Origin of the sequence: Saccharibacillus sp. WB 17, assembly GCF_008634075.2 — a bacterium.
Lineage (GTDB): Bacteria > Bacillota > Bacilli > Paenibacillales > Paenibacillaceae > Saccharibacillus > Saccharibacillus brassicae.
Genome location: NZ_VPFK02000020.1, coordinates 104028 through 124385, shown reverse-complemented (window position 1 = coordinate 124385; position 20358 = coordinate 104028). Strand labels below are relative to the sequence as shown.

Genomic DNA, 20358 nt, shown 5'->3' with positions numbered 1-20358 from the left:
TAATAGTGCTATATACCCTCAGCTTGCCTGCTTATAACCTTTTTCCGACAAAAATCATTCGGGGCGAATCGGGCTCGAAACGTTTCTCTTCATAGCTTCCGCGCACTTCGTCAAGCGTCAGGCCGGCTTCCGCGAGCATGTCTTCAAAGCGTTCGCGCGTATACAATTTGACCCGTTCGTCGTATTCGCGGCTTTGTTTTTCGCTTTCTTTTTTGCTTCATTTTCGGGGATGATCGTGATGTGCTTTTTGACGAAGCCGTCTTCGAGCCTGCGGCGTTCCTCGATCTTGAGCCCGTCTTCCTCGCGTCCGGTGTACGGCTTCAGATGGCGCTTCACATGTGTGGGATTCATGAAGTCGACGATGAACCGGCCGCCCGGGCGCAGCACCCGCCGAATCTCCCGCAGCACGCGGACGTGCTCCGCATCTTCCTTGAAGTAGCCGAACGACGTGAACAGATTGACCACCGCGTCGAACGAGCCGTCCGCAAAAGGCAGCTCCCGCATGTCCCCCTGCACCCAACGCACATTGTCCGCGCCTTCTTCCTTGCGGGCTTCGTCCAGCAGCACGTCCGACAGGTCCATGCCGGTCACGGCGTACCCTTTCTCCGCCAGCGACAGCGAGTGCCGGCCCATACCGCAGCACAGGTCAAGCACTTCCGCCCCGGCCGGAAGCTTCAGCCAGGCGATCATGCCGTGCACCTCGTGCGCCGCTCCCTGCTCGTCCCGGTCATTGTACACCCGCAAATAATCTTCACCGAAACTTTCCTTGTACCATTCGCTCATCGCCGTGTCCTCCTCGTTTGTCCGTTTGGTTCTTCGCGGGCCGGACAACGTCAAAAGGCCCGAAATCGGCCGCTTCCGAACCCGGCCGCGAATTTTCTCTTCATATATAGACGATATTCATCTCTACCCGTCCGTCGTAATCGTGCTGCCGCCGGTCACCTTCGGTCACGCCGCGGGCCGGCGAATGCCCGGACACGATTCGCCAGGCACAGAGCGCAAGCGCCGCCGCGTCGAGCAGATCGTCCGGCGCGGCCTGTTTGCGCGCGAACGTCTGCAGCAGCCGCTCCAGCTCCGCTTCGGGCAAGCCCGCGGCGGCCAGAATGTCCAGGCGCTCCTGCCGCCCGGCCGCTTCCTTCTTGCCGTGCACCGGCGCCTCTCCCCCGTTCAGCCGCAAAAAAGCGAGCTCCGGGTGCGATTCGTCCAGCAGGCCCGACACCGGCAGGCCGCGCGCCAGCAGCCCGGCGACAAGGTCGTCGACCTCGCGAATCTTCGGCAGCAGGTTGAGGCTCTGGCGGCTCAGCCGTCGGCCGGTCGCCGCTTCGTTGGCCGCGGACGGATCGGCCGCATGCAGCGCCTGACGCGCGGGCACCGGGAACACGCTCGATTTGCGCCGCTTCGGCAGCAGCTTGCGGCAGTCCCGGTCGCAGCGTCGGTCTTCGACGCGGTTGAGCGAGCCGTCCGCCCCTTCGGCCAAGCCGATCGGCATATCGAGCAGAATGCGGTCGCGCGCCGGATCGGGCTGAAGCGCCGCCCACATCGCCGGGAGGTCGGGGTACACGGCCGAGCGGAAAGCGAGCGCGGCGCGCGGACCGTCTCCCTGTTGATCTCCGGATCGTGCGCCGTCAGTCTGTGTAGCCTCGGCGGCCCATTCGCCGTCAGCCCGTATGCCCTCGGCGGCCCGTTTGCCTTCGATCCAAACGACGGCCCAGCCTCCGGGGCAGCCGTCGATCCCGATTCCTCTATAGATGAGTTTCTCCTCCTCTGCGCCNNGTCCAGATCAGCGCGAACCCGTCGCTTTGTTCCTCCGCGGTCAGCGCGGAGGCGCCGAGCGGTCCGCTCAGACGCGCCGCGTAAGCGTACGAGAACTGCTTCAGCCGATACTCGGCGATATATTCGGCCGTCATGCCGAGCTCGTCCGTCAGCTGAATCTCGCCAGCGCCGACTTCTTCGCGCAGTTCGCGCCGCAGCGCCGCAAATACGTCTTCGCCCGCTTCGATTCCGCCGCCGGGCAGCTTGTGCAAGCCGCTGCGCGTCACGCGCATCAGCGCCAGGCGGCCGTCCGCGTCCAGCAGCACGGCGCGGGCCGCCTGGCGCAGCGCGAAGCCCGCCTCTTCCCGCGGCGAAGTATCTCGCCGGCCCGGGAACAGATCGGCTTCCCGGATCTCCAGCAGCAGCGGCAGCTTCACGTAATCGATCAGCCTAAAATCGGACGCGCGTTCGGCGGGGCTGTTCCCGACGTTGACGTAGCCCGCATTTTCGTAAAAACGCCGGCTGCGTGCGTTGAGCGCCGGCGTGTCGAGCGACCAGCGGCTCGCCTGCGGATACCGCCGTTCAATCGCGGCGAGCGCTTGGCTGCCAATGCCGCGCCCGTGCAGCGCCGGATCGACGAACAGCGAGCCGAGCCGGAACATGCCTTCTCCGTAGTCGAACACCCGCGCCCCGCCCGCGAGGCGGCCGTCGGCCCGGATCGCGAGATAGCTGCCTTCCGCGCAGCCCCGCTCGTGCCAGCCGATCGTCTCGATCCCGTCCGGTCGTTTGCCGTACTCGCGCAGCCCTTCGGCAAACGCCGCAACCGCGATCGCGCGCAGCGTCTCAAGTTCCGTGCGCCGCACCGTTTCCAGCGCGACGGACGGTCGATCGTTTTTTGACATCGCTATCTTGTTCTCCCCTTGACGGCGGCCCTTTTTCTCCGCATCCGCCCGTTCTTTTTCTGCTATTATACCAAGCCGCGCCGCCGAAGCCTACGAAAAAGCCTCTCTCTCCCCTCCACTCTACCCTTTTCCGAAAATAACGTCCTGAGCGCAACTATTTTACAACAAAAAGCCTTTTGAACAAAAATAACGTCCTCACGACAGTTATTTTCATCCACAAGGCTGATTTCTTGATTTTTCGGGCGAAATAAGTGCTCTGGCGCAGTTATTCCGCATACGCCGATCGGCTTCGCCCAAATAACTGTATATAGGAAGTTATTTTGGATATACGAGGGCTTGAAGCCTGCCGGAGTGCATGTCCGCCTTTATTTTGGACACGCCGAGCCAATACGCCGCACCAACCGCGGACGTATCGCTCACCCCGCCGCTCACTTTCTACCTCCGCGCGGAAACCGCACCGGCTGCCGGATAAGGCACCGTATATTCGGCGCCTTCGATCCACGCGCGCTTCACGAAATCGCGGCCGCGCACGACGACCCGGTCGCCGTAGACGTCGACCTGCAGCCCTTCGCTGCCGGTCAGATGTTCGTCGCCGTCGGTCCAGAGGTACGCGACCGAAGAGGCGTTGAACATGCTCGGCATAACGCCCTGCCCGTCGTACATCGTGCGCTCGGCTTCAAGCTGCCAATGCGTATGCCCGGTGAACAGGATAGCCTGCGGGCAGGCCGACAGCACCTTTTTCAATTCGGTGTCCTGATTGACACCGTACCAGCCCTGCCGCTCCATCGAACCGGCCACGGTATCCATAAGCGGCTGATGCAGGAAGACGAAGACCGGCCGGTCCGGCGACGACTTTTCGCTCAGGCGCTCTTGCAGCCAGCGCAGCTGCGCCGAAGAAAGGTCGCAGTCTTTCGGATGCGGCACTTCGCTGCCGAGGAAAATAAAATGATAGCCGCCGATCCAATGATCGTGATACGGCGCGGCGGCGCCCGTCGCTTCGGCAAACCGGCGCATGCGCCGGTTCCACATCTCGCGTACGAGGCCGCCTTCCGCCTCGTTCCCGTCCAAGCTGTTCAAGCGCGCCGCCATGCCGCCCAGATCAAGCCCCGCCGCCGCGGCCGCTCCGCCCGGCTGCCCAATCGCCCCGACCGTCCCGGCCGGGAAATTCCCGTCCAGCACGTCTTCGATCTCGTCGCCGGAGAGCACGCTCAGATCGATCGGCTTGTCGCCTTCGCCCCACAGGATCGCGCCGATGTCGTGGTTGCCGAGCGTGACGTACATCGGCGGCAGCTCAGCCGGGCGGCTGCTCCAGATGCGGGCGAATTCCCGGTATTCGGGCGCAAGGCCGCGATCCGTCACGTCTCCGGCGTGCATCACGCCCAAGCTGCCCGCGCAAAAAGACGCAATATCCGCAAGCGCCTCTTCAAAGTGCCGGTTGTTGATATGGTCGGCGTCATCCCGAACATGGGTATCCGTGATGACCTGAAACGTCGCGAGCGGCTTTTCGGCCGCCGCAGCCAGTTCTTTTCCCCAAACCGTGTCCGCCGCTTCGCGCATCTCCGTCCCGCTGCCCACTTCACTCTTTTCCTCCGTCAGCCCGCGTGTCTCCGCCCCGCTTGTGACTCCGCCCGCGCCAGCAGCCGCTTCATACGTCCCCATCCCGTGATGCCCTCTGCGTTCGCCGCGCTCCGTGCCGAAGCCCGCTGCCGCATTCATCCCGTCCGTTCCGCGTTCCGATTCCCGCTGCATTGCCCGTTCCATGACGTATCCCTCCGTTTTCCGGTTTCCGTTTTATTTGCTCTTTTCAATGCCTGTCCCGACCTGCGGCGCTTTACGATTCGCTCCATTTCAAGCCGACGATGCCGACGAGGATAAAGCCCATCCAGACCAGCGACGCCGCTTTGAGGCGCTCGCCGAAAAAGTAATGGCCCGCCACGCCGATCAGCGTGATGCCGACGCCGGACCAGATCGCGTAGGCGACGCCGAGCGGAATATGCCTGACGGAAAAATTGAGCAATGTGAAGCTGACTCCGTAGCAGACGAACATAAACACCGACGGCCACGGCCGGGTGAATCCGTCCGACATTTTCATCAGCAGCGTTCCGCTCAGCTCAAGCGCGATCGCGCACGCCAGCAGCGTCCACCCGAGCGAGACGTTCGGGCTCATCGCCGTACCGCGCTGCCCAGCAGCCCTTCAAACGAAGGTACGGTCACGTCGGCGAGCTTGAGCGTTCCGGCTTCGCCGATACCGATCTTCAATGCCGCCCCGGCCGCGCGGGCCATCTCCATGTCGCCGTCGGTGTCGCCGATCACGACGACGCGTTCGGGACGCACGCCGAGGCGTTCGCAGGCCAGCAGGCACAAGTCGGGAAACGGCTTGCCGCGCCGCGCCAAATCGGTACCGATGACGATCTCAAAATAATCCGCGATCCCCAGCCACTCCAGATGGCGCCGCGCGCTGTCCGTCTCGTCGGCCGTCACGACGCCCATCGGCATATTCAGCTCGCGGCAGAGGTCCAGAAAGTTCCGCACACCGGGCAGCAGCTGCGCGGGACGTTCCGCTTCCATCGCCGCATCGGCCTGCTCCGCGCAGCGGCGCACGAGCAGTTTGGCTTCCGCCCACGACAATCCCGCCCGGTAACCGTGCCAGGCCAACACGGCGTGCATCTCGTCCACCGTACCCATCGCAAGCGGTCCCCGCCGGTCGTAGTCGTTCGTTTTGCCCTTTTCATCATGCGTCGTGCCCCAGATCTGCGGCAGGTCTGCTTCCGCGAGCTCCAGCCCGCGCTCCGCCAACAGCGTCCGAAACAGCTCCAGCGCCCGATCGCTCCAAAATCCCCACATGGCCGTAAAATCGAGCAGCGTCCCGTCCTTGTCGAACAAAATCGCACCCGCGCCCTCCAAATTGAGGCTGTATGCCTCTTCAACGTCCCGCATACTCCGTGGGCTTTGCATCTGCATCTGCGGATCGCCGCTCTTCCCCGTAATCTGCGTCTCCGGCGCGCCGCGCGTCTCCCCCGTACCCGCAACCTGCGCCCGCGTATCCCACATTTCCTCTGCGTCCTGCCTGTCTTGAGTCTCGGTCATCATCCCGTCCTCCCGTTTCTCCTGCTGCCCGGATCGGCCTTGCGTCTTCGCTTCCGGCCGTCTTCGATCGAATATTTTTGTCCAAAAGAAAACCGCAGGCACCGCGCGGAACGCGCGCTCCCTGCGGACAGTCTGTGCGGCGGACAGCGCGGACAGCTACAGCTCGCACGGCTTTGCTGCGTGCGGCTTGCGGCCCGCTTGAACCGGGCTTTCGCCCGACCGTTATCTGGCCGCGCGGTCCAGTGCGCTCTGCGCCGTGGCCTGCGCTTCCTTGAGCGCCTGCTCGGCCGGCATGTTGTTGATCTGCACCTGATCGGCTGCGACTTTGAGCGCGTCGGTAATCTTGCCGCCGGTCGGGTCCTGGAACGGCATCGACGCATGCGACGCCTGCTGGAGCGGAACGCTGATCTGCGGATTTTTGGCGCTGAACGCCTTGAACGCCGGATCTTCGAGCGCGGATTGGCGCACCGCGATATAGCCCGTCTTCATCGACCAATCGGCCGTGTTCTCCGACTTCATGAAGTACATGAACCATTTGAACGCGGCCTGCTGCTGCTCGGGAGTCGCTTTGGCCGGAATGCCCACCTGGCTCGCGCCGGCGACCGGCTTGCCCGCGCCCATCCCTGCCCAGCCCGGCTGCTCCATCGCGGCTACGACTTTGAAGTCGAGGTCGCCCTGATCGCCGCTCGAACCGGTGTAACCGGCCGCCTGGCCTTTCATCACGTCGTCGATCGTCTTGTACCAGTATTCCCAGCCTTGTCCGCCGGAGTGGATCCGCATGATTTTGTCTTCGTGGATCCATTTGCGGAACTGCTCCCACGTGTCGATCCATTCCGGCGAATCGATCGTGACGGTCTTGCCGTCTTCGCTCAGGATGCTGCCGCCCCGGCTCAGCACGGCATCGGTCATATTGGCTTCGCCCCACATCGGCTCCCAGCCGTAGACGGTCGTCTTGCCACCTTCTTTTTTCGTCATCTTGGCCGCGGCTTCGCCGAGCGCTTCCCACGTCGTAAGCGACGCCGGGTCGATTCCGTGCTCTTTGAACAGATCCTGACGGTAATACATGATCTGCGTCGAGCCGTACATTGGCAGGAAATACTGTTTGCCATCCACCTTGCCCTGCTTGAGGAACGTCTGCACGAAATCGTCGCCGTTGAAGTCCGGATCGGCCGCGATCAGTTCGTCCAGCGGAGCGTAATACCCTTTGCGCGCCCAATCCGCGTTCGCGCTGAGGACCGCCGCCGGCACGTTGTTCGACGCGATCGCCGCCTGCAGCTTCTGCTCGGTCTCCGTATAATCCGCCTGGGCAATGCCTTTGACGATCACTTCATCCTGCGAAGCGTTGAATGCGTCGATCTTCGCTTTCATGTTGTCGCCAAGCTTGCCGCCCAGGCCGTACCAGAATTCGATCTCGACCGGCTTGCCCGATTCCGCGGCGGCCGGCGCCGCGGTCGCGACCGCGCCCTGGGTATCTCCGCCCTGCGAACCGCAGGCGGCCAGCAGCGCGAAGCTTGCCGCAAGCAGCATAGACAGGCCGCCTCTCCGATAGCGTGCACTTGCGTCCGGCTTCTTCATGACGAAATTTGCTGCGTTCAGGCGTAATTTCATTCTTTTTGCCTCCTAATGGATGTGGGTTGTCCCTGTTCGGGTTCGACTCGGAATTCAGCTCTTGTTGACGCCGGCGGACATGTTGACGCTCTGCATGATCGTCTTCTGGGCGAACAGGAACAGGATCAGCAGCGGGGCGATGGTAAAAGCGCTGGCGGCCATGATCTGCGGCCAGGCCAGCCCGTACGAACCGCCTTCGACGAAGAAGCTGCGCAGCCCCGCCGAGACGAGTCTCAGATCCGGGTCTTTCGTAATCAGCATCGGCCAGAAGTAATTGTTGTACTGTTCGATAAACGTAATGAGGATCATGACGGCGAACGACGAACGGATCAGCGGAGCCATGATCGTCCACAGAATCCGGAAGTGCGAAGCTCCGTCCAGCTGCCCCGCTTCGACAAGCTCGTGCGACACCTGCAGGAACGCCTGCCGCAGCAGGAAGATCGCGAACACGCTCACGCAGTTGGACAGGATCAGCCCGGCGTAGCTGTCCAGCAGATGCAGCTCGTTCAGGATCAGATAGCTCGGCAGGTATACGGCCGTGCTCGGAATCATGTAGCCGACGAGCACGATTGCGGTGAACGCGCCTTTTAGCCGAAACTTCATATGGGTCAGCGCATAAGCCATCATGCTGGCGTTGATCACCTGCAGTACGCAGATCGATACGGCCACGAAAATGCTGTTGAACATATAGCGGGCGAACGGCGCCGAATTCCACGCATCGGCATAGTTGTTCCAATGGATCGACTCCGGCCAGAACGTCGGCGGGAACCGCCAGATCTCGTCGTTCGTCTTCAGTCCGCTCGTCACCATCCAATAGAAGGGGAACGCCATCGCAAGGCTGATCACGGCCAGCAGGATGTAACGCGCGGCTCGGCCGAACCGTTCCCCGGCCGGGACGAACCGGCGGCTGCCCGCCTGCCCGGCTCCCCGGCGCACGGCGCGTTTCTTGCTTGCTTCGGTCATGTTCATGAGTAGTGCACCAGGCGCCGGCTGATCAGGAACGACAATCCCGACAGCAGGACGCAGATCAGAATGATGATGACGGCGATCGCGGAAGCTTCGCCGACGTTGAACGTCTCGAACGCCGATTGGTAATACATGTACAGCAGCGTGCGCGTCGATCCGGCCGGTCCGCCCTGCGTCATGACGTTGATCTGGTCATAGGCCTGCAGCGACTGGATCGTCAGGATGATCGAGAGGAACAGCGTCGTCGGCGAGATCAGCGGCAGCGTGATCGCCCGGAACTTGTCCCAGGTGCCGGCTCCGTCGATCGAAGCGGCTTCCAGCAGGTCGGACGGCAGATTGCGCAGCGCGACGAGGTAGAACACCATCGACCAGCCGATCGATTTCCAGATCGTGACGATCATGACGGCGACGAGCGCCCAATTCGGGTCCTGCAGCCAGCCGACCGGCGAGAATCCCATCCAGCCGAGCAGCAGATTCGCAAGTCCGACGTCCGGTTCGAAGATCCACGACCAGGCGATCGAGACCGCGACGGTCGGCGTGACCCACGGCGAGAACATCATGGCCCGGAACAGGCCGGTCGATCTCAGCTTGCTGTTCATCAGCAGCGCAAGCGCAAGCCCGCCCACGATGATCGGAATGACGGTGCCGAGTCCGAACGTTAGCGTCACCCGAAGCGCCTGATAGAATTCGGCGTGCGTCAGCAGATATGTATAGTTGTCCAGGCCGACGAAGAGTTTCTCGGGACTCATGAAGTCCCACTCCGTGAAGCTTAAATACAGGATGTAACCGAGCGGCCCCATCCAGAAGATCAGCAGCGGAACGAGCGCAGGCAGGGTAAACAGCACCGCCTCGCCTTCCCTGAACGCTTTAAGACGCAAATCCACAACTCCTCCGTGTTCAATTTTTTTTGATCAAAGATTTTCTCAGCTCTTTTTTTCGACGTTTTAATCTACCGTACAAACATGATTGTACATTCGATTTGAAAAACGGGGATTATCCCGGTGTTAAATGTGCAGGGAATCGTGTAAAATATGGGGGCAACGGGGAACAAAGTCCGAATTCCGATTCAGGGGTGACAGCGTGGAACAGGAATCCGCCGGCACGTCCGGCCTTTCCGCAGCGTCCGGGCAGGAGCAGCGGCGCGAACTGCGGAAGAAAATGATCGAGTCTATCGCTTCGACGATGGATCTGTACGGGGTGAACCATTCGTTCGGTCAGCTCTACGGCATCATGTACTTCGAAGACCGGCCGATGACGCTGGAAGAGATGAAAGACTTCATGAACATGAGCAAAAGCAATATGAGTTACGCCGTGCGCGCGCTGACGGAATCGCAAATGATTTACAAACTTGACGAGAAAAAAGAACGCAAAGACCAATACGTCGCCGAGACCGACTTTTTCCGCACGTTCCGGAACTTTTTCGGAGCCAAGCTTCAACGGGAGATCGACGTGATGCTGTCCACGATCCGCGAAGTCTCGCCCGACCTGTCGGAGATCGTCCTCTCGCGGCATACGCAGGCCGACGAGCGCGATCAGGCGCTGCGCGACCTGCACAAACTTCAGCATGCCGAACAGTATTACGTCTGGCTGCAGGGATTCGTCGACCGGATGCAGGGCGGGGATTTTTTTGAAAACAATGATTGAACGCGGCTGAATGCGGCTAAACGCGGACGCGGATCGGAGGTCGGGCGACGGCGGGCTCCGTTCCGCGACGTGACCCCGATGTCCGGATGCACGTCAAAAAACCCGAAGCTCCAAGCTGGAGCTTCGGGTTTTTCGACATTTCGGCCCGTTTAGAAAACGTGCCGGTTCCCGGTGCGTGCAGATTCTTCGACGGCGTCCAGCAGTTGATGCAGCTTGACCGCTTCATCGAAATTCGGAGCCGTGGACGTGCCTTCGGCGATATCCGCCGCAAATTTGCGGTACGCGTGGGCGACGTTCAGGACAAAGCCCGAATCGTTTTGCAGCGAATCCGGCACGTCGACGTAAGACGCGGGAACGTCCAGATCCCGCAGCTCCGCGCCGGACGCGCCCGCTCCGCGCAGCCGATGCGATCCGAACTGGATGGTGGCCGGCGCGCTCAGCACGAGCGTGCCCTGGTCGCCGAAGATTTCGATCGTCAGGCCTGTCCCGTGCTTCACGCCGCCCTGGACGTGAACCTGGGCCGCGGCGCCGCTCTCCAGCAGACCGTTGATCAGAATCTGATCGTCGGTCGTCTTGGTCATACGCTCGTTCGTATCCGTGATCCGAACTTCCGCGAACTGCTGCGCCGTGACGGCCGACAGTTCCTTGAAATCTCCGAGCATGTACGTAAACGCGTCCAGATTGTGGCCGGTCACGATCGTCAGCAGGTTGCCGCCGACTTCGCGGTCGAACAAGTACGAGTTGGCTTTGTCGGATTCGCCGCCCATCCCTTCGATCGACAGGTTCAGCTTGGCCGACAGCACTTTGCCGAAGAATCCCTGCTTCAGCAGGTCTTTGACGTAATTGACAGCCGGAGCCTGCCTCGCCTGCAGGCCGATCGCGTTCGGGATGCCGCTCTCGGTGACCCACTGCCGCATCTCCAGCGCTTCCGCCGTGTTCGAGCCGAGCGGCCATTCGCAGTAAATCGGCTTGCCCGCGGGAACGATCGCCCGGACCGCCGCATGATGCTCTTTGACGTTGATGCTGACGACCGCCAGATCCACGTCGGGATGGCCGGCCAGATCGGCCGCCCGGTCGAACGCGTGAGCCGCGCCGAACGCTTCGGCGCTTTGGAGCGCGCTCTCCATCCGGCTCGTGCCGACCGCCGTCAGTTCATACTCTTCCAACTGCTGCAGGGCCGGGATATGCGTGCCTCTCGCCCAGCCGTTGTTGATCGATCCTCCGATAATGCCCGTTCTGATTTTTCGGCCCATGCTTAACCTCTCCTTGTTTTTTATTCAACGATGCGAGTTGGCGTGCCGGTGCTCGGGATAAGGCAGTTCCAGCAGGCCGCGCAGCGTGTCGTGCTCGTATTCCGTGCGGAACAGGCCCCGATCCCGCAGGATCGGAACGACCAGCCGGATAAAGTCCGCGAAGCCTTCGGGATGGTCCTGCCGGATCAGCAAAATATCCATCAGGCCGGCAAGGTGCCAACGTTCGATCCGGTCGGCGACCTGCTCGGCGGACCCCATGAACGTCGGTTTGGGCATCCGATACCCGCGCGGTATCCACGATTCGATCTCCCGCATTTTGTCCAGCGCTTCCTGCTCCGTTTCGCCCACGATCGGATTCTGCGAAGGCATCATCAGCAGGTCGCGCGGCGAACGCCCTTGAGCGGCGGCTTTGCTTCTAAGTTCGGCCGCGTATCCGGTCAGGTAAGCGAAATCGTCGCCCGGTGCCATGATGACTTCGGCATGCCGCGCGGCGATGTCCATAAACGTCGGCGAAGTGCCGGCTTGAAACACGACCGGTCTCCCCTGTCTGGAACGACTGACGTTCAGCGGTCCGTCCACCGAGAAATAGTTCCCTCTATAATTCAGCGCGTGCATCTTGCGGGGATCGTAGAAAACTCCGCTTTCCTTGTCCCGGATAAAAGCGTCGTCTTCATACGAATCCCACAGCCCTTCGACGATGTCCAGAAACTCTTTTTGCATCGGATACAGATCGGACTTGCGCAGATGGCCCCGGCTGTAATTGACCAGTCCGCCCGGATTCGACGTGACCGCGTTCCACCCGGCGCGTCCCCGGCTGATCTTGTCCAGCGAAGCGATCTGCCGCGCCACCGTGAACGGATCGGCATACGAAGTCGCGATCGTGGCCGCAAGCCCGATCGATCGGGTGACCATGCTCAAAGCGGACAAGATCGATACCCCTTCGAACATGCTCAGATAGTGCGGAATCATGCCGGGACCGATATGGCTGACGTCCGCCAGGAAGATCAGGTCGAACTTCGCCTCTTCCAGCTGGATCGCTTTTTCGGCGTAGTAATCTATGTTTTCGCTGGCGTCCGCCGGCATGCCGGGATGTCTCCAGCCCGTATGATTCCAGCCGACGCCGTCGATGATGCCTCCCAATTTGAGCTTTCTTTGTTCCATCGCTGCTTGTTCTCCTTGTCTGCGCGGATCGAGACGGCGGCTAAGTCAAATTGTTCTCCATATGCCGCATGAGCGTCCGGAGCACGAGCCGGTCTGCCTCGGGGATGCCGTGCAGCAGCTTCTCCCGCAGCTCTCTCCACTTGTTCTCGACCGGCTGCTGGAGCGCACGACCTTCGTCGGTGAGGAAAATCCGCATGACCCGCGCGTCCGCCCCGTCTTTTTTGCGATAAATGAATCCGTTCTGTTCCAGCGTCTTGACCATGTTCGTGACGGTCGGCGGCTCGCACTTGAGATGTTCGCACAGCTGCATCTGCGTAATGCCGTCGCCCAGCCATAACCGATACAACAAATTGTCCTGTCCGGCATAAAGATTGAGTTCTCTCAGCGATTCGCCGTAATTGCGCCGCATCTGCGAGGAGACCCGGTCCAACGATTGGCGAATCTCGCAATCCACTGCATCTGTATCTGTATCTGTCATGAGTCAACCATCCATTCTTTCCCGATATTTAGCAGGCTAAATTTATCATGGACGGGAAGAGGTGTCAATTTGCCGCAGCCTCTTCATTTTCTGGCAAAGCCCTGCTTGTTCAAGTAGTCCATCATGCCGGGCAAAATGCTCCGCTCCAGATGATCCTGCACGTGATCGCTCCATCCTTTGACCTTTTTGGCGGTAAAAGGCGCTTTGACCGGACGCTGCTCGTAATAATCCAGCACGATTCGGTCGTATTCGGCCAGTTCGTCGCGGTCCAGCGTCCGGTACCGGTCTTCGAACAGGACCATGGACTGCGGCAGTCTCGGCTTCAAGCCGGCTTTCTCTCCCGCCGGTACGCCGATGCACAATCCGACGAGCGGAATCGTATGTTCCGGCAGTTCGAGTAGGTCGGACAGCGCTTCGATATTCGCGCGCACGCCGCCGATGTATACGCCGCCGAGGCCAAGCGATTCGGCGGCCGTCAGCGCGTTTTGCGCCATCAGGCCCGCGTCGAACGCTCCGATCAACAGAAATTCGATATAGGACAGGTCCACGTCCGGCGCGATCCGATGATTGCGGTTGAAATCCGCGCAGAAAATCCAGAATTCGCCCGCTTCTTCGATATACGGCTGATCCACGCTGAGTTTTCTGACCTGCTTGCGCAGCTCCGGGTCCGTGATGCGGATGATGGAAACGGCCTGAAGCAGGCTGAACGACGACGTCTGATTGGCGGCCCGGAAAATAACGTCCCGCTGCTCGTCGGTCAACGGTTCGGGGGCATAGGAACGGACGGATACGTGATTGTGCAGCAGTTCGATCGTAGGATTCAAAAGTATTCCTCTTTTCTGTTGGATTGGAATTGGGTTCGGCATTTGGTTTGGGACGGGATTCAAAACTGAATCGGTTTGCGAGAGGTCATGGTTCTTTTCTCCTTTGAAATTTGTTACACTGGTAGTTAGCCTACTAAATATATAAAACGCATGCTGCGTTCGACGGCGTGAACCTATCATAAGTCCGGCGCCTTGCTTTGCAAAGAAGGCAATTTAAATAGGCATAGTGCATATTTTTGTACCTTTGGATCGGGAGGGATCGCCATGAGAGTATGTTTGAACGGATTCGAGCCAGCCTTTATCGAGGAAAAAGAAGACCTGTACGCAATTGTCCTGACGCAGAACATCCTGTCGGGCCGATGGAAATATTTCATTCTCTGGTATCTCAAAAGCGGAACCCGCCGTTTCGGCGATATCCAGCACTTTCTCGGCGGACTGTCGCAAGGTTCGCTCACCAAGCAGCTCAAAGAGCTGGAAAAAGACGGCGTCGTGCACCGGAAAGTGTACCCGGAAGTGCCGCCCAAAGTCGAATATTCGCTAACTGAAAAAGGCGTCCGGCTGCTGCCGGTTCTGGAGCAGATGGAAGCGTTCGGAAAAGAGTACGGGGAAAACGGGCCGCACGGAGAGCGCGGAGCGAACAGGGAGCGAGGGAAATCGGACGAAGCGGGCGAATCCGAAAAAATGATCGAATCCGAAAAAACGGAATTTTCGTGAACAAGAAAAAGGCATTCCGGTGCAGAAGACTCTGCAAGCGGAATGCCTTTTTTGGCGCGGTCCGATTCGGATATTTTGCCTGATCCGGCATGGGCCGTGTTCTTTGAACTCCTATTGTTCGAGTTCGTATTGTTAGAGCTCATATTGTTGGAGTGCGCGTTGTTGGGGTTCGCATTGTTCGGGATTCTCTTTGTTTAGGGCTTGTTTTTCAGGGCTCGGTTTTGTCGAGCAGCAGCGAGACGACCTGCGCCGTCTCCGCGCGGCTTACCGTCGCCTGCGGCATGAACCGGTCTCCTCCCCGTCCCTGCATCAGTCCGAGGTTGTTCACGGCGGAGACTGCGTTCTGCGCCCACTTGCCGACGTCATCGACGTCTTTGAAATCGGCACGTTTCCCTGCCGCGGACGCTTCGCTGCCTGTACGGAATCGATAGGCGTTCATGAGCATGACCGCCATTTCTTCCCGGCTCAGCGTGTCTTCCGGGCCGAACGTATCTTGGCTTCGGCCGCTTGCGATTCCCGCTTCGAATACGGCGGCAATCGCAGGCGCGTAAGCCCGGCGGGCATCGACGTCCCTGAACGGATTCGGCTTCGCCGAATCCAGATCCAGTGCCCGGGCGATCAGCACGGCGAATTCGGCCCGGGTGACGTCGCGCTTGGGCGCAAACGACGCCCCGTCGACTCCCTGCACGATTTGCCTGGCGGCCATGCGCCGGATCGCGTCATGCGCCCAATACGAGGCCGGCACGTCGTCGAATGCCTTGTCGTAACGCAGCAGGCCGTACCGGCCGGAACGGTCCACCTGCGCCGTCCATCCGCCGTCCCACGGCGTGCCGCCCGCATAAGCCAGGCTTCCGTCTTCGGCGATCGCGTAGATGCCGTCCGGCTTCTGCTGTGAAGCTCCGTCGGCGCGCAGCCGGAGCGTGACCGGCTTCGAGAACGCCTTCAGCGGGCGGGCGGTACCGTCGGCTTGAACGACCGACAATTCGAAATCGAACATCTCGCCCGCAGCGGCGATCTCCGCTTGGCTGCGGCCTGCGGCGCGTTCAAGCTGCGCCCCGCGCACGTCGGCGGGCAGCACATCCAGTTCGACGGAGATTCGGGCTTGTGCCCATGCTGCAGCCGGAATCAGCGGCCGCAGCTGCATCAGAACGTCCGCCGGAATATCGATCTCCACTCCGCCCCGGACGATCTTCAGCGCGTTTTTGCCGTCGTTCGCGGCCGTATCGGCCGGGAAGAGCAGCTGACGCTGCTCCGGTTGAAGCCTGAACGACAAGCTGCCGGGCTCAAGCGGCTTATCCGTAACGTTCAAGGAACCGGCCGGAGAAACGACATTCGGCCCCGAAGCGGGCGCAGCGGGCGCAGCGGGTGCAGCGCCCGAATCGGTCGGATTGGCCGGGTTGACCGGAACGGAAGGATTACCCGGATCGGTCGGTTGTCCCGGCTCCGCCGGTTCCGACGGAGTAGTAGGCTCTCCCGGATCGACCGGAGCACTTCCCTGAACCGGTACATTGAAATCGTCGACGTTGATATGCCCGAACCCGCCTGCCGACTGATCTACCACTTTCAAATAAAGTTGTTCGCCCACATAGGCCGAAGCGTCCCAAATTTTGCGCTGGTACTCTTCGTAATTCGTCGCCGTTTCCTTGAACAGCTCCTGCCCGTCCGAGGCCCGGACAAGCGCGACGTACAGCTTGTCCGGATCGCGTCCGCCGCTGACGAGGAAATCGATTCGGCCGTTCCCGCCGAGCACGAAGTTTTGCGATTTCAGCGTTCCTGTCAAGCGGTCGCCGCCCGCGGCTTCATTGAAGCCCCACAGATGATAACCGCCGGGAATTTTGTGCGACGGATTGAAATAGATCGTGTCCCAGAAGAACGCTTCGTCGGTCACATGGACATTCTGGAAAGCTTCGCCTTCCGCGATCCAGCCGGCGAGGTCCCCCGTGGCAAAATCGTGATTGGGCAGCTCCGTCAAGCCGGGATACGCGGAATTGTCCCAATCGGCGGGCACGTCGACCGGAGCCGCCGCTTTGCCCGTCAAAGCGTTCATGTTCCACACTTCCATCGACTTGACCGTAATGTCCTGGTCGCCCCAGACCTGCAGCCCAAGCGAATCGTACCGGCCGACGTAGACGCGCGTCGTCAGCTTTTTCTTGTCGTTGGCAAACGCTTCGACGACCGATCGATCCAGAAACACGTGCAGCTTGAGATTTTCGCCGTCCAGGTCCACGTACCCGCCCTGAACGCCGTCCACCCGCGCGTCCGGATCGATACTGCTTCGGGTCCGGTCCACGTTGAACGTCGAGTCCGCTTTGTCGTAATAGATCAGCGTCTCTTCTTCGCCGTTGTCGGAACGCCGCACCTTAAGTCCGAACTGCTGCGCTTCGCCCGGATCGATCTCCATGACGATTTCCAGCATGTCGCCTTTGACATCCTTGATCGACCGGTTGGCGTCCGCCAGATTTTTGTTACTCAGGTCGACCAGCTTGTCCGCCCGCAGGCTTTGCAGTTCCGCGATCGGCTCGATACGCAGCTCGTCTTGATCGTCGAGGCTCAGCGAGATCGGCAGCGCCAGATTGTGCGCCCATCCCGCCTGATACTCGGCCTGCGGCGTTCTGACGTTCTGCACCATGGAGAAGACGACCGTTCTGCCGTCGGGCGTGACCATGCCGCTCTCCGCCGTCAAATAACCGTCGCCCACGTCGAGTTTGGACGGCGCGTCCCGGTCGGGGACGAACCTGAAATTGTCGCGGTCCCACGTGCCGATCCAGTAGAAGACTTCGACGTCCCGCTGCACGTCGTTCGCCGGCGGGACCTGTTCCGGCTTCTCGTGCGGATTCACCATGAAAATATACTTTTCTTTGCCGCTGCTGTCTGTGCCGAGCGGAAGCAGCACCGGCAGTTCCCACACCGTGCCGAGTTCCGGGTACAGGCTTCGGTCGCTTGTATACAGCGGACCTTTGTACTCCCAATTGTACATGTCGTCGGACACGTAGACCAATGCCGTTCCGCTGCTGAAGTCTTTCAGGCCGGAAGTGACCAGTTGGTACCACTTGTCCGTCTCTTGGTCGTACCAGACGAACGGGTCCCTGAACTCGTTCGGGATGCCGTTGCCGCCTTGCTCGGTGACCGGCACCGGATGCTTGTTCCATTTTTCCAGATCAGGATCGGTCAAATCGGCCGGAGTGGCCAGTCCCGTCCGCTGGTTGGGCGACAATGCGTCGTTGCCGGCCGTGTAGAACAGCACCGGATTGCCGGAGCGGTCGTACGCCGCGCTGCCCGACCACGCGCCGTCGGGGTCCAGCGAGCCCGCTTCGGGCGCAAGCGCCGGCCGCACGTTCTCCCAGTGGACCATGTCGTCGCTGACCCAATGGCCCCAATGGATCTGATGCCAGTACGGTCCCTGCGGATTATGCTGGTAGAACAGATGGTATTTGCCGTTGTAATAGATCGGCGCATGCGCTTCGTTCATCCAGTTCTGCGGAGGCATCGCATGGTACTGCGGGCGATGCTGATCGCCGTCGAAGACCGCAGGGTCCTCGTCGATATCGCCTCTCGGGATTTGCGGAATGCTGCCGCCGTGCAGCGTCTTCACGCTGTCGTATTCGGCGCGAATCTCCGCGGCGCCGAGCGCACGGTTCTGCAATTTCACTTCGTCGATCAGTCCGCTGAACATGTTGTAAGAGAACAGGCCTGCAAGCTCTACGGGCTTGTTGTTTTTGCCGATCAGCAGGCTCGCGGAAGACACGGTGATCGGCACGTTCGCGGGCGTATCCTGCGAAGCTACTTCCTCGCCGTTCAGGTACAGTTTGATTTTGCCTGCCTGTTTGTCGAACGTCGCGGCTACGTAGTTCCAGGCGTACTTTTCCAGCGGATGATCTTTTACCCAGACCTGAACCCACTGTCCCCCAATGCCCATCTGCGCGGACCAGGTGCCGTGCCGGTACATGCCCAGGGCAAAACCTTCCGCCTTGTCCGCGTCGGACTGGTTCACGATCGCGGACAGCTTGCCGCCGTCTCCCCATTCGTAGCTGCGCGGAGCGACCCAGGCTTCGATCGTCAGCGCGTCGCCGACAGGAACGGTGTCCGCCGCGGGAACTTCCACGTCGTTCGAATATCCGTCGAAGAGCAGCGCTCCGCCCTTGACTCCGCGGGGCGTCCATCTCGGATCTTTGGAATCCATGTATCTCGCGGCGTTGAAGACGTAGCGCACGTCGTACCGCCGGTTCTGCACTTCTTCAAGCGCCTCCTTGCCCGTGCCTTCGTCGAATTTCATATGGAACACGCTGCCTGGCCCGTTCGTCTCAAAAGCATCGACGGCGATGCGGGCTTGGTCGGACGCGTCCACGATTTTGAGATACAGACTTTTGCCGTAATGCTTCTGCATGTTCCAGGAAATCTTCCCGCCGGGTTCGGCCGCGCCGGTTCTGGCCAGCAGCGTATCGGTCCCCGCTTCGTACAGGGCGACATACGCGTCTTCCGGACGCGTGACGTCGATCAGGCTGAACGCCACCGTTCCGCTGCCCTGCAGGGTGAACGCGCCGGAAGTGATCGAACCCTGGCCTTCCGCAGAAGAAGCGGCGTAGAAAGTGCCTTCTTTGCCGGCTGCCGCTTCGTCGCTCACTTCAAAAGTATTCCCTTCGACGGTCCAGCCGGCCAAAGTGCCGGTCTCGAATCCGGGATTGCCGATCGCGCTCGGGATCAGGTTGACCGCGATCGCTCCGTCTTCGGGCCGGCTCTCGTGGAACGTATCGAAAGCGTCGGCGAACAGCACGCCCCAATCCGAGACAGCCCGATCGACGAGTTCGAGATGCAGCTTCCTGCCGATATATCTGGACAAGTCGGCCCGGTATATTTGCATGTTCGCCAGCCGCATGCCCTGGGCCGGGTCCGGGAACCCGTCTTCGCTGAATGCGTCGTTGCCGTATCTGGCGATCAGGCTGCCTGTCTCCGCATCGCGGACACTGATGTAAGCCTGGTCCGAATGCTTGCCTCCGCCGAGCCGGAACGTAATCCAGCCGCTGCCGCCGAGTTCGAAATCGCTCGACCGCAGCACGCCGGTCGCCGCTTCGCCGGCTTTCCAGCCGTTCAGGTGATACATTCCCTGCTGCTGATAAGGAATGTCTTCTTCCCACCAGACGCTTTCGTTAGAGACGCTTCCCGGTCCGAACGCATCGCCTTCGGTGACGGTCCAGCCGGTCAGGTCACCGGTCTCGAAGCCGGGATTCCGGATCTGATACCGCTTGAAGTCGGGCTTGATATCGGTCGCGAGCACGCCTTCGGCCGGCTCCGCCGGGTGATTCGTGAAGAACGCGTCGGCGAAGATCACGCCCCAGTCCGATACGGCACGGTCCACGATCTCGATGTACAGCTGCCGGCCCGTATAATCGGACAGATTCGCTTTGTACGTCTCCATGTTGGCCAGCCGCATCCCTTGAGCCGGATTCGGGAAGCCTTTGTCCGAGAAGGCGGAATTGCCGTACCGGGCGATGACCTGCTTCGTATCGGCATCGACGATGTCGATATAGGCTTTGGCCGGGTTCTTGGCGCCGCCGAGCTTGAAGCTGATCCAGCCGCTGCCGCCGAGCTCGAACGTACCGGAGCGAAGCGTGCCGGTCGCCGCTTCGTCGGCTCTCCAGCCGTTTAGGTGATGGCTGCCTTCCTGGGCGTAAGGAATGTTCTCCGCCCACCAGGTCGTCTCGTCGGATACGCTCTGCGGACCGAACGCTTGGCCTTCGACGACCGTCCAGCCGCTCAGGTCTCCCGTCTCAAAGCCCGCATTGTCCGGTTGATAGACGGAATCGGTGACGGACACCGCGGCTGCCTGCGGGGAGTCTGAAGCGGCCGCACCCCCGGAACTTTGTTCGGTCGCCGACGACAAGCCGGGAACCGCGAGCTGGATCAGCAGCGCTCCAATGACCATTTTGGCCATTCGGGATTTGTTGAACGCGAATTTTCCCATTCGAGAACCT

Annotated in this window: 14 protein-coding genes and 2 pseudogenes; 2 read left to right on the top strand and 14 right to left on the bottom strand. The window is 60.8% G+C overall.

Annotated elements, in window-relative coordinates:
* Positions 1-31 precede the first annotated feature (31 nt).
* From FTE24_RS09955 to FTE24_RS09915, 9 genes and pseudogenes are all read right to left on the bottom strand, one after another.
* Positions 32-783 (bottom strand): annotated as a pseudogene (locus tag FTE24_RS09955) (class I SAM-dependent methyltransferase).
* A gap of 100 nt (positions 784-883) precedes the next feature.
* Complete coding sequence (locus FTE24_RS09950) at positions 884-1732, bottom strand: DUF429 domain-containing protein (RefSeq protein WP_337190042.1); 849 nt, start codon at positions 1730-1732, stop codon at positions 884-886.
* A 10-nt stretch (positions 1733-1742) separates the two neighbouring features.
* Positions 1743-2654: a bifunctional GNAT family N-acetyltransferase/NUDIX hydrolase gene (locus FTE24_RS09945; RefSeq protein ID WP_160441716.1), complete on the bottom strand. Its 912-nt coding sequence runs from the start codon at positions 2652-2654 to the stop codon at positions 1743-1745.
* 435 nt (positions 2655-3089) lie between these two features.
* Positions 3090-4415, bottom strand: a complete 1326-nt coding sequence (locus tag FTE24_RS09940) for a metallophosphoesterase family protein (protein WP_337190039.1) — start codon at positions 4413-4415, stop codon at positions 3090-3092.
* 70 nt (positions 4416-4485) lie between these two features.
* Positions 4486-4821, bottom strand: coding sequence for a DMT family transporter (locus tag FTE24_RS09935; RefSeq protein WP_141446704.1), 336 nt, complete (start codon positions 4819-4821; stop codon positions 4486-4488).
* Entirely contained in the window at positions 4818-5741 is a 924-nt protein-coding gene (locus FTE24_RS09930) for an HAD family hydrolase (RefSeq protein WP_237401714.1), read from the bottom strand. Before FTE24_RS09930 ends, FTE24_RS09935 begins: the two co-directional genes overlap by 4 nt.
* Before the next feature lie 222 nt (positions 5742-5963).
* A complete protein-coding gene (locus FTE24_RS09925) occupies positions 5964-7316 on the bottom strand; it encodes an ABC transporter substrate-binding protein (protein ID WP_150233545.1) in 1353 nt (450 codons plus the stop codon).
* Positions 7317-7403: 87 nt separating this feature from the next.
* Positions 7404-8318 (bottom strand): carbohydrate ABC transporter permease, encoded by a 915-nt coding sequence (locus FTE24_RS09920; RefSeq protein WP_237401713.1) that lies wholly within the window; start codon positions 8316-8318, stop codon positions 7404-7406.
* The gene (locus FTE24_RS09915) at positions 8315-9193 is read right to left on the bottom strand and encodes a carbohydrate ABC transporter permease (protein WP_150233162.1); all 879 of its coding nucleotides are present in this window, start codon (positions 9191-9193) and stop codon (positions 8315-8317) included. Before FTE24_RS09915 ends, FTE24_RS09920 begins: the two co-directional genes overlap by 4 nt.
* A gap of 202 nt (positions 9194-9395) precedes the next feature.
* Here FTE24_RS09915 and FTE24_RS09910 point away from each other — a divergent pair, with 202 nt between their 5' ends.
* Positions 9396-9959: a winged helix DNA-binding protein gene (locus tag FTE24_RS09910; protein ID WP_150233161.1), complete on the top strand. Its 564-nt coding sequence runs from the start codon at positions 9396-9398 to the stop codon at positions 9957-9959.
* Between the two features lie 149 nt (positions 9960-10108).
* Here the strand turns inward: FTE24_RS09910 and FTE24_RS09905 are convergent, their stop codons facing one another.
* The 4 genes from FTE24_RS09905 to nfsA form a co-directional block, all read right to left on the bottom strand.
* Positions 10109-11212, bottom strand: coding sequence for a Gfo/Idh/MocA family protein (locus FTE24_RS09905; protein ID WP_150233159.1), 1104 nt, complete (start codon positions 11210-11212; stop codon positions 10109-10111).
* 24 nt (positions 11213-11236) lie between these two features.
* Positions 11237-12373 (bottom strand): NtaA/DmoA family FMN-dependent monooxygenase, encoded by a 1137-nt coding sequence (locus tag FTE24_RS09900; RefSeq protein ID WP_150233157.1) that lies wholly within the window; start codon positions 12371-12373, stop codon positions 11237-11239.
* Positions 12374-12413: 40 nt separating this feature from the next.
* Positions 12414-12851: a MarR family winged helix-turn-helix transcriptional regulator gene (locus FTE24_RS09895; protein WP_150233155.1), complete on the bottom strand. Its 438-nt coding sequence runs from the start codon at positions 12849-12851 to the stop codon at positions 12414-12416.
* An 83-nt stretch (positions 12852-12934) separates the two neighbouring features.
* Positions 12935-13675 carry an oxygen-insensitive NADPH nitroreductase gene (gene nfsA, locus FTE24_RS09890; protein ID WP_150233153.1) on the bottom strand — a complete coding sequence of 247 codons (741 nt, stop codon included), beginning with the start codon at positions 13673-13675 and terminating at the stop codon, positions 12935-12937.
* Between the two features lie 264 nt (positions 13676-13939).
* On the opposite strand from nfsA, the pseudogene FTE24_RS09885 reads away from it, so the two are divergent.
* Positions 13940-14284 (top strand): annotated as a pseudogene (locus FTE24_RS09885) (winged helix-turn-helix transcriptional regulator); the annotation flags it as partial.
* A gap of 313 nt (positions 14285-14597) precedes the next feature.
* On the opposite strand, the gene FTE24_RS09880 reads toward FTE24_RS09885, so the two are convergent.
* Positions 14598-20348, bottom strand: coding sequence for an S-layer homology domain-containing protein (locus FTE24_RS09880; RefSeq protein WP_150233149.1), 5751 nt, complete (start codon positions 20346-20348; stop codon positions 14598-14600).
* Between the last annotated feature and the right edge of the window lie 10 nt (positions 20349-20358).

Excerpts from the sequence above, each read along its gene's own strand:
- FTE24_RS09940 (WP_337190039.1), bottom strand. The coding sequence starts at position 4,415 with ATGGAACGGGCAATGCAGCGGGAATCGGAACGCGGAACGGACGGGATG.
- FTE24_RS09935 (WP_141446704.1), bottom strand. The coding sequence starts at position 4,821 with ATGAGCCCGAACGTCTCGCTCGGGTGGACGCTGCTGGCGTGCGCGATC.
- FTE24_RS09930 (WP_237401714.1), bottom strand. The coding sequence starts at position 5,741 with ATGACCGAGACTCAAGACAGGCAGGACGCAGAGGAAATGTGGGATACG.
- FTE24_RS09925 (WP_150233545.1), bottom strand. The coding sequence starts at position 7,316 with ATGAAGAAGCCGGACGCAAGTGCACGCTATCGGAGAGGCGGCCTGTCT.
- FTE24_RS09920 (WP_237401713.1), bottom strand. The coding sequence starts at position 8,318 with ATGAACATGACCGAAGCAAGCAAGAAACGCGCCGTGCGCCGGGGAGCC.
- FTE24_RS09905 (WP_150233159.1), bottom strand. The coding sequence starts at position 11,212 with ATGGGCCGAAAAATCAGAACGGGCATTATCGGAGGATCGATCAACAAC.
- FTE24_RS09900 (WP_150233157.1), bottom strand. The coding sequence starts at position 12,373 with ATGGAACAAAGAAAGCTCAAATTGGGAGGCATCATCGACGGCGTCGGC.
- FTE24_RS09895 (WP_150233155.1), bottom strand. The coding sequence starts at position 12,851 with ATGACAGATACAGATACAGATGCAGTGGATTGCGAGATTCGCCAATCG.
- FTE24_RS09880 (WP_150233149.1), bottom strand. The coding sequence starts at position 20,348 with ATGGGAAAATTCGCGTTCAACAAATCCCGAATGGCCAAAATGGTCATT.